Source organism: Cellulomonas marina (assembly GCF_900111925.1).
In the GTDB taxonomy this organism is placed as follows: Bacteria; Actinomycetota; Actinomycetes; order Actinomycetales; family Cellulomonadaceae; genus Cellulomonas; species Cellulomonas marina.
The window spans coordinates 12,982-25,799 of the sequence record NZ_FOKA01000006.1; the positions used below are offsets into that span (position 1 = coordinate 12,982).

A 12,818-nucleotide genomic window follows, 5' to 3' on the forward strand; every position below is an offset into this window, starting at 1 on the left:
GCCGGAGCACGGGGACACGGCCGCAGCGCCCGGGCGCGGGTGTGGACGGCGGCGTCGAGGACGGGCCCGGGGACGGCTCGGCGAGCCGTCCCCGGGTGTACCGGCACCGCTCAGGCGAGCTGGAGCCTGTCGCCCACCCGCACGACCGGCAGCGGGTCGGTGATCTCCCCGACGAACTGCCCGTCCTCGGTGTCCCGGAAGCCGATCAGGGACCACCCGAGGACCGGGTCCTGCACCAGCCGGGCGGCGTACAGCGACGGGTGGTCGAACGTGTGCGCGCGGGAGAAGTCCCACGGCCCGAGCAGCGACTCCCCGGGGACCACCCACATGCCGCCGCCGGTCCACTCCTGGCGCCGCTCGGGCGACAGGTGCTCCGACAAGCAGCAGAAGATGAGCACGGGCAGCCCGTCGACGACCTCGACCTGCGTGACCTCGAGCTGGCCGAAGCCGGCCGGCGAGGTGAGCGGAGGTCCGACCTCCCAGTGCTCGAGGTCCTGGCTGCGGGCGTGGCCGACGACGCTGCGGCCGATCGGGTCCCCGGTTCGCACCCGGGCGGTGACCAGCATGTGCCAGCCGTCGCCGTCCGGGTCGCGCAGCACCCACGGGTCGCGCCAGGCCTCGTCGAACCAGGTGCCCTGGTCCAGCGTCTCGTACCAGCGCGGGTCGGCCGACGTCACCGGACCGGGCAGGCGCTCCCAGACGACGAGGTCGTCGGAGCGCGCGACCCCGATCCGCTGGACCAGCCCGCGGTCGGCGCGGGACACGCCTGTGTAGAACATCCGCCACGACCCGTCGTCGGCGCGGACGACGGACCCGGTCCACGTCGCCTGGTCGTCCCACGCGTCGGGGTCCGCCGCCACCAGGGCGTCGGGCAGCAGCTCCCAGGAGCGCAGGTCGGTCGAGCGGGCGTGCCCGATGGAGGCGCGCAGGTGCCGCCGGTCGGGCTCGAGGAGGGCGCGGGAGGCCCGGAGGAAGAACAGGTGGTGGTGCGTCCCGTCGTAGGCGGTCCAGCTGTCCCACACCCAGTGGTCGGCGAGCTTGAGCACCGGCCCTACCCCTTCACGCCGCTGGCGGCGATGCTGCTGACGAAGGCGCGCTGGAAGACCAGGAACACCAGGAGGACCGGCAGGGTGATGAGCGACGTGTACGCCATGACCTCACCCCAGGCCGTGTTGAGCTGGAAGAAGTACTGCATGCCGACCATCACGGGCCGCAGCTCCTCCTTCTGCACCGTCATGAGCGGCCAGAGGTAGGAGTTCCACGCGGGCAGGAAGGTGAGGATCGCGACGGTGGCGAACGCCGGCCCCGCCAGCGGCGCGACGATGCGGCGGTAGATCGTGAACCAGCCGGCCCCGTCGATGCGGGCGGCCTCGTCGAGCGACTTCGGGATCGTCGAGAAGTACTGCGTGAACAGGAAGATCGAGAACGCGTTCGCGACGAACGGGACGACCTGCACCTGGTAGGTGTTGAGCCAGCCGAAGTCGTACTTGAGCACGAACCCCTCGAACACCAGCGTCGGCAGCTTCGAGACCCAGTAGACCATCGGCACCGCGATCGTCTCGAAGGGGACGATGAGCGTGGCGATGATGACGGTCAGGAGGACCTTGCGGCCCCGGAACTCCATCCGCGACAGGGCGAACCCGGCCATGGAGTTCACGACGAGCCCGAGGCCCACGATGAGCACGGTGACGACCACCGAGTTGAGCAGGAACCGGCCGACGGGGACGCGGTCGAAGACGTCGGCGTAGTTCTGCAGCGAGATGTCTCCGACCGGCAGGAAGGCGCGCGGCGAGTCGACGTCGGACAGGATCTGCGCGTCCGGCTTGAGGCTCGAGACGAACATGAAGACCAGCGGGAAGAGGAAGAACACCGCGAGCACGGTCATGAGCGCGTAGGAGCGCCAGGCGCGGGTGGTGCGGGGGCCGGTGGCGGGCGCGGTCGCGGGGGTGCGACGGGCGGACCGGCCGCGCGGCGGGGCGGCGGCGTTGGCCATGGTCAGTCCTTGTCTCGGGTCAGCCGGCGCTGCACGAGCGCCACGGCCAGGACCAGCACGAAGAAGATGAGGGAGATGGCCGCGCCGTAGCCGACCTGCTGCTCGCGGTAGCCGCGGCGGACGGCGTGGTACACGAGCGTCGTCGTGGAGTTGACCGGACCGCCCTGCGTCATGACGTCGATCTGCACGAACAGGCCCAGGGCGGCGATCGTGATGGTCACGAGGATGAAGACCATCGTCGGGCGCAGGCCCGGCCACGTGACGTTGGTGAACTGCTGCCGCGGCGTCGCGCCGTCCATGCGGGCGGCCTCGTACAGCTCCTCCGGGATGGTCTGCAGGCCCGAGAGCCAGATGATCATGTGGAAGCCGACGGCCTGCCAGATCGAGAGCACGATGATCGCGGGCAGCGCCGTGGCGGTGTTGTTGAGCCACGCGGTGCCCTGCCAGGCCCCGAAGGTGAGCGTGTCGATCGCGGAGTTCACCAGGCCGTCCTGCTGGTACATGAACTTCCAGAGGATCGACACGACGACGATCGACGTCACCACGGGGATGAAGAAGATGACGCGGTAGGCCGTCACGCCGCGCAGCCGCTGGTTGACCAGCAGGGCCAGCACGAGCCCGAGGCCGGCCTGCACGGGGACGACGACGACCGCGAACAGCGCGGTGTTGAGCACCGAGCGGAGGAACACCGGGTCCGCGGTGAAGGCCCGCACGAAGTTGTCGCCGCCGACGAAGCGGGGCGGCTCGGGCGAGATGAGGCGGGCGTTGGTGAAGGAGAGCCCGAAGGCGAGCGCCACCGGGACGACGAGGAAGAGCAGGAGGAGCACGACGGCGGGGGCGACCATGCCGTAGGCCGACCGGTGGCCGCGCAGGGCGGGCGACCGCCGACGGCGGGTCGTCGGGCGGGTCTCCGGGGACGCGGCGCGCGCGGTCGCGGTGGCCGGCGTCCCCTGCTGCTGGACGGGGATGCTCATGACGGGTCCGTTCCGGCGGGTGGGCGGGCTCGCGCCTGCCCACCCGCCTGGCGTGGTCGGGGGCTGCCGAGCTCAGCGGCTCAGGAGCCGTAGCCGTCGTTGGCCTGGATGTCCGCGTCGATGTCCGCGACCGCCTGGTCGAGGGTCGACTGGATGTCGGCGCCGGCCATGATGTCCTTGGCCGCGCGCTCGAAGGTGCTGCTGATGACGGCGTAGGCGGGCGTCGGGGGCCGCAGGACCGCGAACTGCGTCAGGTCGACGAACGGCCGCAGCGGCGCGCCCTCCGCGAAGTCCTGCGAGGCGGCCTCGGCCTCCTCCGTCGCCGGGATGACGACCTGGCCGTCGCTGAAGGCGGTCACGTACTCCGTGTCGAAGCTGTGCTCGAGGTACGCGCGCGCACCCTCGACCTGGTCGCAGGAGCTGGAGATGCCCCACTGCCAGGACCCGCCACCGATCTTCGGGCCCTGGCCGAAGTCCGGCGGCGGGAGGATCAGCAGGTCGTCACCGGCCGCCGTGAGGGAGTCCTTCGCGTTCCAGACGCCGGTGTAGCTGATGGCGGCCTCGTCCTCGTTGAACTCGGTGTTGCCCACCGTGCCGCCGTTGCTCGTCAGGCCGCGCTCGAACGCGCTCTGGAACCAGGTGAAGAACGCCACCGCCTCGGGACCGTTGAGGACGCCGTCGGCCGACTGGTAGTCCTCGCGGTCGATGAGGTCGCCGCCGGCGCTCTGCAGCATGGGGGAGTAGGCGTAGGGCCACCACTCTCCGGTGTCCTCGGCACCGATGTCGAGGGGCGTCTCGTAGCCCGCGGCCTTGAGGGTCACCAGCGCCGCGTCGAACTCCTCGATGGTCCACGGGGAGTCGACCGTCGGGATGCGGATGCCGTTGGCCTCGAGCACCGACTGCCGCGCGAACAGCGACAGCGCCGCGTCCCAGTAGCCGGCGGAGTAGATCTCACCGTCCCACTCGCCCACCGCCGTGGGCAGCAGCGCGTCCGTGATCTCGGAGGAGATGCCGAGCGGTTGGATGTAGCCGGCCCACGCCCAGTTCGGGACGATGGGTCCGTCCATGTCGAGCAGGCACGGCAGGTCGCCGGACGCGGCGGCGGCGACGATCGCGTCGTTGTACGCGCCCTGCGGGAACGACTCCTCGACGACCTCGTAGTCGTCCTGCGAGGCGTTGAAGTCGTCGATGATCTGCTCGTAGACGGCGAGCTCGGCCGGGTTGCCGGCGGAGTGCGTCCAGAGCGTGATCTGGGCGGGGCCGTCGCCGGAGGAGCCCTCCGACTGGCCGGCCTGGCCGCAGGCCGTCAGGGCCGTGGCCGACGCGGCGGCGATCGCTACGATCGACGCGAGGGACGTGCGCTTCATCGCGGTTCCTCTCCTGGGGTCGGGCGTTGCCGCGCCCGTGCCCCGTGCTCGGTGGGCGCCGCGGTCGCGGCGTCCACGGGTGTGTCACTGCCCGTCGCCGGTCCTCTGTCCAGGAACGACCGGCGGCGGGCTCACGGAACCCCGCTCGACGAGGGGGCACGGCATCCGCAGGACGCCGTCGGCCTCGTCGGGGGGTGGTCGGACCCCGAGGAGGACCTCGGTGGCCCACCGGCCCATCGCGTGGTGCGGCAGCGCGACGGTGGTGAGCGGCGGGTCGAGCTCGGGGGCGATGAGGACCAGGTCGTCGTAGCCGACGACGGACAGATCCTGCGGGATGCGCAGGCCGTGCCGGCGGGCCGCGGTGTACGCGCCGTGGGCGACCTGGTCGTTGTAGCAGAACACCGCGGTCGGACGGTCGGCCGGCGGCAGGGCCAGCAGGGTCTCCGTCGCCGCGGCGGCGTCGGCCGCCGCCGTCGTGGCCGAGCGGACGTGCCATCGCGGGTCCGGTGCGACGCCGGCCTCGGCGAGGACCTCCCGGTAGCCCTGCTCGCGCAGGACGGAGGCCACGGGCCTCGGGTCCTCGTCGATGTCGACGAGCCCGATGCGCCGGTGCCCCGCGGCGACCAGGTGCGCGATCGCCGCGCGGGCGCCGCCGAGGTCGTCCGGGACGACGGCCGGCCGGGCGTCGTCGCCCACGGGGTAGCAGTCGAGGAAGACGGTGCCGGGGGGCAGGTCCGCCGGCGGGTCGACCGGCCGGTGCCACATCGAGGCGTAGATCATGCCGTCGACCTGCTGGGCGAGCAGGGCGCGCACGGCGTCCTCCTCGACCTCGCGCACGCCCCCGGTGCCGACGAGGAACAGCAGCCGGCCGTGCTCGCGGGCCACGTCCTGCGCCGCCTCCACCATGCCGACGGCGAACGGGGTGGTCGCGATGCGGTCCGAGAGCAGGCCGATGGTGTGGGTGCGGCGGGTGCGCAGCCCCCGGGCCAGGACGTTGGGCTCGTAGCCCATCTCCCGCGCCAGGTCGCGGATGCGGGTCCGGGTGGTCTCCGGGAACCGGGCCGCGTTCCGGTCGTTGAGGACGAGGGACACCGTGGTCACCGAGACGCCGGCCGCACGGGCCACGTCGGCGATCCTCACGCGCGTCACGAGCTCTCCTCTGAGCAGGTAAACCGATTGACCAGCACCCCGAGGATGGCCGGGTGCCCGGTGCGCTGTCAACCACCGATGCACGATCGTGACCGGTGTCCGCGCCCGGTCGTGCCCGGGTGCGCCCGTTCAGGTGGCGCGGCAGGGCTCCTGACCTGCGAGGTGGCCGGTCAGGGCAGGGTGGCCAGGGCCTTGCGGATACGGGTGGTCGAGACGGGCACCGGGACGCCGAGCGTCTGGGCGAAGAGGCTCACCCGCAGCTCCTCGAGCTGCCAGCGCACGGCCTCGAGTGCGGCGTCGCGCGCCACGTCGGGCGGGGCGGCCGCGGCCCGGGTCACGGCCGCGCGGTAGGCCTCCGTCACGTCGCGGACCTGCCACGCGAGGTCGGCGTCGCGCTGGGGGCTGTCCGCGGCCTTCTCCAGCCGCAGCCGCGCCGCGCGCAGGTACCGGGTGAGCTGCGGCAGCCGGTCGGCCCCGGTCTCGACGACGAAGCCCGGGTGGACCAGCGCCGCCGCCTGCTCGCGGACGTCCTGCACCGTCGCCAGGAGCGCGAGGCTCGTCGTCCCGCGGACGGCTGCCTCCAGCTCGCGCCACGCGGTCAGCACGGCGACGAGGTGCCCGACCAGGCCGTGCACGGCGTCCTCGAGCCCCGCGCGCACGGCCGCGCGCACGGCGGCGTAGTCCTCCGCGGTGCGGACGCGCTCGGCGGGCACGGACCCGGGGGCGGCGGCGCCGGCCGCGGGTGCGAGGTGGCGCGCCACCAGCGCGTCGATCGCCGCGAGCTGCACGTCCGCGACGAGCGCGTCGGTGCTGGGGTACGGCGAGGCGGCCAGGGCCAACGCCTGCGTGCCGGTCCAGCGCGAGGTGACCCGGCCGGACGGCAGACCGACGTCGGCCAGCAGCAGGCGACGCAGCCCGCGCCGGGAGGCCGTCGGGCGGGCGGCTGCGTCGGCGAGCGTCCGCACGGCCGCCGTCGCGCCGGCGCCCGTGCCCTCCTCGACCAGGGAGGGGTACGCCCGGACGGGGACGCCTCCGACGGTCGTCTCCACCACGTCGGGCAGGGTGCCGCCGGGCAGGTCCGGCCACGTGGTGAGCCCGCTGCGCTCCAGGGGCGGGCTCGGTGGGGCGGCCGGCGCCGCCCCGGGACCGGGTCGCGGCGCCGGCGACCCGTCGCGGCGGCCGCCGCGCCCCCGGGCGCGCACCTCCCCGTCCGCGCGGGGACCGGCGCCCGGCCCCGCCGGCCCGCCGCCCGCCGCTGCCTGCGCCTCGGCCATCGCGGCCTGCACCGCCGTGCGCACCGCCGAGGAGACGGCGTCCTGCGCCCGGCCCGCCAGCCGGCGCTGCAGCACGAGGAGGTCCTTGCCCTCGTCGAGCACACCGCCGCGGTCCCCGACGACGCGGAACGTCATGCGCAGGTGCGCGGGGAGCCGGTCCTCGTCGACGTCCGCCGGGTCGACGTCCACGCCGCGGACCGCGCGCACGGCCTGGGCGAACGCCTCCCGGAACGACGGCGCCGCGTCGCCGGCGCGCACGGTGGCCTCCCACGACGCCAGGTGCTCGTGCATCCACGCGTCGACGAGCCGCGCGACGTCCGGCGCCGGCACGAGCTGCACGCGCACGGGCTTCGGCAGGGCGCGGATGGTCGCGGTGACGAGGTCGGCGCGCAGCCCGGGCACCATCCAGTCGAAGCCCTCCGGCCGCAGCCGGGCCAGCGTCACGAGCGGCACGTGCACGGTGACGCCGTCCGCCTCGGTGCCGGGCTCGAACTGGTACGTCAGCGGCAGGCTGAGGTCGCCCTGCGGCCAGCGGGACGGGAACGCGCGCTCGTCGACGCCGTGCCCCTCGCCGACGAGCAGCTCGCGCGTGAAGGTCAGGAGGTCGGGGTCGGCGCGCCGCGCGCCCTTCCACCACCGGTCGAAGTGCGCGGCCGACACCACGTCGTCCGGCACGCGCTCGTCGTAGAAGTCGAACAGCACGTCGTCGTCGACGACGAGGTCGCGGCGGCGGGCGCGTGCCTCGAGCTGCTCGGCCTCGGCCAGCAGGCGCCGGTTCTCGTGGAAGAAGCGGTGCGGCGTCGTCCACTCGCCCTGCACGAGCGCGTGGCGCAGGAACAGCTCCCGCGCGTGGCCGGGGTCGACCTTCGAGTACAGGACCCGGCGGTCGGCGACGATCGGGACGCCGTAGAGCAGCACCTTCTCCGTCACCATGGCCGCGCCCTGGCGGGTCGACCACGCCGGCTCGGAGTACGTGCGCCGGACGAGGTGGGCCGCCAGCTCCTCGGCCCACTCGGGCTGGATGCGCGCGGCGTCCCGCGCCCACAGCCGCGACGTCTCGACGAGCTCGGCCGCCATGACCCACGCCGGGGGGCGCCGGGCCAGGCCGGAGCCCGGGAAGATCGCGAACCGCGCGCCGCGAGCACCGATGTACTCGTTGCGGGCCCGGCGGTCGGGGCGGGCACCGCGGGCGGCGTCGCGACCCCGGTCGCCGCGGCCCTTCGTCGTGGCCTGGACCTCCGTGGCCTCCTGCATGCCGATCTGCGACAGCAGCCCGGACAGCACGGCCTGGTGGATGCGGTCCCCGTCCCAGCCCCAGCGCGTCCGGTCGGCCTCGAGGGCCTCGGCGTCCGCGGGGGCGTCAGCGGGTGGCGCCTCGGTGCGGAGCGCGTCGGCGGCACCGGTCCCCGACGGCGTGTCTCCGGCGACACGCCGGTCACCCGGACCGCGCTCCGCACCGTTCCGCCGACCGGCCGCGTCGCCCGGCGCGTCGACGACGCCGCGGTCGGTGGGGCGGGGGGCGCCCTTCGCGTCGATGCCGAGGGGGGCCGTGAGGTCGCGCAGCTGCGTGACGACGTCCTGCCACTCGCGCAGCCGCAGGTAGTTGAGGTGCTCGGCGCGCACCTGGCGCCGGAACGCCGACCCGGACAGCGCTCGGCGCTGCTCGCGCAGCCACGTCCACAGGTTGAGGTACGTCAGCAGGTCCGACGAGGGGTCGGCGAAGCGGCGGTGCAGCGCGTCGGCCTGCTCGCGCTGGTCGGCCGGGCGCTCGCGGGGGTCCTGGATGGACAGCGCCGCGGCGATGACCGCCACCTCGCGGGCGACCCCGCGCCGCCCCGCCTCGACGATCATCCGCGCGAGCCGCGGGTCGATCGGCAGCTGCGCCAGCGCCTGCCCCGTCGACGTGAGCCGCAGCCGGCCGTCCTCCGCCGCCAGCGCCCCCAGCTCGGTGAGCAGCGCGACCCCGTCCCGCACCGACCGCACGTCCGGCGGGTCGACGAACGGGAAGTCGACGACCTCGTCGGGCGAGGCGACGACGCCCACCGCGATCATCTGCAGGACCACCGACGCCAGGGACGTGCGCAGGATCTCCGGCTCGGTGAACTCCGGCCGCGAGAGGTAGTCCTCCTCCGAGTAGAGGCGGATGGCGACGCCGGGGGAGAGGCGGCCCGAGCGCCCCGAGCGCTGGTTCGCGGACGCGCGCGAGATCGGCTCGATCGGCAGGCGCTGCACCTTCGTCGCCTTGGAGTAGCGCGAGATGCGGGCGGTGCCGGGGTCGACGACGGACGTGATGCCGGGGACGGTGAGGGACGTCTCGGCGACGTTCGTCGCCAGGACGACCCGGCGGGCGGTGTGCGCCTCGAAGACGCGGTGCTGCTCCGCCGCCGACAGCCGCGAGTACAGCGGCAGCAGCTCCACCGGCCGCGGGTGCCGCGGGTCGGTGACGCGCGTCCCGAGCGCCGTGCGCAGGGCGTCCTCGGCGTCGCGGATCTCCCGCTCCCCGGACAGGAAGACCAGCACGTCGCCGGGGGAGTCGACGAGCAGCTCCTCGACCGCCTCGACGATGCCCGTGACGAGGTCCTTGTCGGCGCCGCGGGCCGCGGCCGCCGCGCCCGAGGCCCGGCCCGTGCGGGCGCTGCCGCCGCGCGCGGCCCGTGCGGCCGTCGCGGGGGCGCGGTCGTCCTCGTCGACGAACAGCTCGTCGTCCTCGTCCTCGACGCCGGTGCGGTCCGGCGACAGCGGCCGGTAGCGCACCTCGACGGGGTAGGTGCGGCCCGTGACCTCGACGACGGGGGCGGGCAGGACGTCGGGGTGCTCCGGGTCGACGCGCGCGCGCTCGGCCTCCGTCAGGCCGGCGAGGCCCGTCGCCGGGTCCACCGGCGTGCCGAAGTGCCGGGCGAACCGCGCCGAGTCGATCGTCGCCGAGGTGATGATCAGCTTGAGGTCCGGGCGGCGCGGCAGCAGGCGCGTGAGGTACCCGAGGATGAAGTCGATGTTGAGCGACCGCTCGTGCGCCTCGTCGACGATGAGCGTGTCGTACTGGCGCAGCATCGGGTCGCGCTGGATCTGCGCGAGCAGGATGCCGTCGGTCATGACCTTGACGAGCGTGTCCTCGCTCGACTCGTCGGTGAAGCGCACCTGGTAGCCGACGACGCCGCCGATGCGGCCGCCCAGCTCCTCCGCGATGCGCTCGGCGACGGACCGCGCGGCGATGCGGCGGGGCTGGGTGTGGCCGATCTGGCCGGCGCGCCCGCGGCCCAGCTCGAGGGCGATCTTGGGCAGCTGCGTCGTCTTGCCGGACCCGGTCTCGCCCGCGACGACGACGACCTGGTGGTCGCGGATCGCCGCGGCGATCTCCTCCCGGCGCGCGCTGACCGGCAGGTCCTCCGGGAAGGCGATCGTGCCGAGGTCGACGGCGGCGCGGTGCTCGGCCGCGCGGGCGCGGCGGGCCTCGGCGCGGGCGTCGTCCTCGGGGCGACGGCCCCGGGGCTGCTGCGGCCCGGCGGCCCGGCCGCGGACGTCGCCGCGTGCGTCCGACCGGGCGACGTCGCGAGGCCGCCGGCCTCGTCGTCGGCCCTGCCCCTCGCTTCGGCCCCCGCTGCGGCCCTCGCTGCGGCCCGGACCGCCGCCCGACCCCGGGCGCGACGGCTCGCCGCCCGCGGGGGGCGGTGGGTCGACCGGGACGGACGCGCTCACGACGTCCCATCCTCGCAGCCGTGACGACCCCTGCCCGACGAGGGACCTGGCCGCAGGGGCGTTGCGCCGCCCGGGTGACCGTGCCCGCGGCGTGTCCTCACCCCTCCGCACCCGCCCGATGGACAGGACGAGGGCCGCGACCGGCCCCTCGCGGACGACGGATCGGGGTGACCGGTGGGCGGCAGGACGAGCAGGTGGTCCCCGGTGGCGACGAGCATCGCGCCCAGCCTCGCCTTCGCCCTGCTGTTCGCCGCCGCGTCCGTCGTCACCCGGCTGAGTGCCGGCACCTCGCCGGTCGGGCTCGTCCACCCGGCGGCCGGTGTCGCGGCGGTGTGGTTCGTCGTGCAGGGGCTCCGGCCACGGCCCACCCGCGTGGTGGTGCTCGACCACGCCCTCCTCGTCGGCATCGCCACGACCGTGGGTCTCCTGGACGGCGTCCCGACGGTCACCGCGGTCGGTCTCGCGCTGGCCGGTGTCGTCCGCGTCCACGTCTTCGTCCGGCTCCTGCGCCGCTGGGCACCGGACCTGACGGGTCCCGACGGCGGCTGGGAGCTGCACCGGCCCGGGCAGATCGTCCCGGTGCTCGCGGCCGCGGTCGTCGCGTCGCTCGCAGGGTCGACCGTGTCGTGGCCCGCCGTCGCGCTGGGACCGGGCGCGCCGTGGCCCGACACCGTCCTGCTGCTCGTGACGCGCAGCGCGGCGGGCATCGTCGTCGTCTCGCTGGTCGCGCTGCGGGTGCCGCAGATGGCGCGCGACTGGCGGGCACGGGCGCTCGAGCGCCGTGCACCGGGCCGTGCACCCGGACGTGCACCCGGACGTGCACCCGGACGTGCACCCGGACGTGCACCCGGACGGGTGCCGGCCGCCCGCCGGTGGGCCGCGGCCGAGCTCGCGCTCGCGCTGGTGGTCTCGGCCGCCCTGTGCACGGTCGCCTTCGGGCTGCTGCGGCTGCCGCTGGCGTTCACGGTGCTGGCGGTCACCGCGTGGGTCGCGGTGCGGTTCCGGACGTCCGTGGCCGTCCTGCACGACGCGGCCGTCGGTGCCGTGGTGCTCGTCGCGACCGTGCGCGGCGCCGGTACGTTCTCCCTGGTGACGAACCACGTGGAGCAGGCGCTCGTCGCGCAGCTGTTCGTCGTGCTCCTGCACGTGCTCGGCCTGGCGCTGGCCACGGGGCGCGACGAGCGGACCGCGCTCGCGGACCGGCTGCGCGGCGCGGTCGCCGAGGCGGAGCGGACCACCGACCGGGTGCGCGACCTCGCGGCGGCCGTCGCAGCCGTGACGCAGGCCGCCGACCCCCGCGCGGAGGTCTGCGCCGCCGCGTGCCGGCTGACGGGCGCCGACTCGGCGTTCCTCGTCGAGCCCGACGGGTCCGGGGACCTCGTGTCGACCGGGGAGTCGGGGTGGGACGTGCCCATCCGGCTGTCCATGACCGACGAGAGCCTGAGCCTGCGCGTGTACCTGTCCGGCGAGGGGGCGTTCGCCCCGGACGTCACGCGGCACCCGCGGGTCGCGCCCGTGATGAGCGAGGCGCTCGGCCCCGCGTCCGCGCTCTGGGAGCCGGTGCAGGCGCGCGCCGGCGTCACCGTGGCGGTGCTCGTCGTCATCTGGCGGACGCCGCGTGCGGAGCTGCCGCCCGAGGACGTCGCCACGTTGCGGGCGCTGGGCGCGGGTGCGTCCCACGCCGTGGAGCGGGCGGACCTGCTGGCGCAGCTCGAGGTCGCCGCCGAGCGCGACGTGCTCACCGGCCTGGCCAACCGCCGACGCTGGGACCACCTCGCCGCGACGGAGGTCGCGCGGGCGCACCGGGCCGGCACCCCCCTGAGCTTCGCGCTCGTCGACCTCGACCACTTCAAGGCGTTCAACGACACCCGCGGGCACCTGGCCGGCGATGCGCTGCTCGTCGACTTCGGCCGGCTGCTGGGTCGGTGCCTGCGGGAGACGGACGTCGTCGCGCGGTGGGGCGGCGAGGAGTTCGCGCTCGCGCTGCCGGGCTGCACCGCGACGGACGCGGCGCAGCTCGCCCGGCGGGTCCAGGCCGTGGTCCCGCAGGGGCAGACGTGCACGATCGGCATCGCCGAGTGGCGGCCGGGGCTGTCGGTGGCGGACGCCCTGGCCCGCGCCGACGAGGCGCTCTACCGCGGGAAGAAGGGCGGCCGCGACCTCATCGCGGTGCACGGCCGCGCGCTGCCGGGCGTCATCCCGAGCCCGCCGCCCGGCAGGGGGGCCTGACGCCCGACGCCGGAGCCGGTGACGGAGACCACCGCTCCCGCCCGCCCCGACGGAGGGCGCCGCGCGTCGGCGGCGGGCATGATGAGGGTCAGGTGCGCCGGGAAGTCTGGTCGGCAGTCCCGTCGGCGTCCCCGCC

7 protein-coding genes are annotated in these 12,818 nt (G+C 75.2%); 1 reads left to right on the forward strand and 6 read right to left on the reverse strand.

Features of this window, described 5'->3' with window-relative positions:
* Positions 1-110 precede the first annotated feature (110 nt).
* The 6 genes from BM048_RS07890 to BM048_RS07915 form a co-directional block, all read right to left on the reverse strand.
* Complete coding sequence (locus tag BM048_RS07890) at positions 111-1,046, reverse strand: glycoside hydrolase family protein (protein ID WP_090032157.1); 936 nt, start codon at positions 1,044-1,046, stop codon at positions 111-113.
* 5 nt (positions 1,047-1,051) lie between these two features.
* Positions 1,052-1,993 (reverse strand): carbohydrate ABC transporter permease, encoded by a 942-nt coding sequence (locus BM048_RS07895; RefSeq protein ID WP_090032158.1) that lies wholly within the window; start codon positions 1,991-1,993, stop codon positions 1,052-1,054.
* Positions 1,994-1,995: 2 nt separating this feature from the next.
* Positions 1,996-2,838, reverse strand: a complete 843-nt coding sequence (locus tag BM048_RS07900; RefSeq protein WP_175499412.1) for a carbohydrate ABC transporter permease — start codon at positions 2,836-2,838, stop codon at positions 1,996-1,998.
* Between the two features lie 209 nt (positions 2,839-3,047).
* Positions 3,048-4,334, reverse strand: coding sequence for a sugar ABC transporter substrate-binding protein (locus BM048_RS07905; RefSeq protein ID WP_090032162.1), 1,287 nt, complete (start codon positions 4,332-4,334; stop codon positions 3,048-3,050).
* Positions 4,335-4,418: 84 nt separating this feature from the next.
* On the reverse strand, positions 4,419-5,483 hold the full coding sequence (locus tag BM048_RS07910; protein WP_090032164.1) for a LacI family DNA-binding transcriptional regulator: 1,065 nt from the start codon (positions 5,481-5,483) through the stop codon (positions 4,419-4,421).
* Positions 5,484-5,653: 170 nt separating this feature from the next.
* Complete coding sequence (locus tag BM048_RS07915; protein ID WP_090032166.1) at positions 5,654-10,453, reverse strand: DUF3418 domain-containing protein; 4,800 nt, start codon at positions 10,451-10,453, stop codon at positions 5,654-5,656.
* Between the two features lie 204 nt (positions 10,454-10,657).
* Between BM048_RS07915 and BM048_RS07920 the strand changes: the two genes are divergently transcribed.
* Complete coding sequence (locus BM048_RS07920; protein ID WP_090032168.1) at positions 10,658-12,682, forward strand: GGDEF domain-containing protein; 2,025 nt, start codon at positions 10,658-10,660, stop codon at positions 12,680-12,682.
* The last annotated feature ends 136 nt before the right edge of the window (positions 12,683-12,818 follow it).

Bases quoted from the DNA above. Each gene is read 5' to 3' on its own strand.
- BM048_RS07895 (WP_090032158.1), bottom strand. From the start codon at position 1,993: ATGGCCAACGCCGCCGCCCCGCCGCGCGGCCGGTCCGCCCGTCGCACC.
- BM048_RS07900 (WP_175499412.1), bottom strand. From the start codon at position 2,838: ATGGTCGCCCCCGCCGTCGTGCTCCTCCTGCTCTTCCTCGTCGTCCCG.
- BM048_RS07905 (WP_090032162.1), bottom strand. From the start codon at position 4,334: ATGAAGCGCACGTCCCTCGCGTCGATCGTAGCGATCGCCGCCGCGTCG.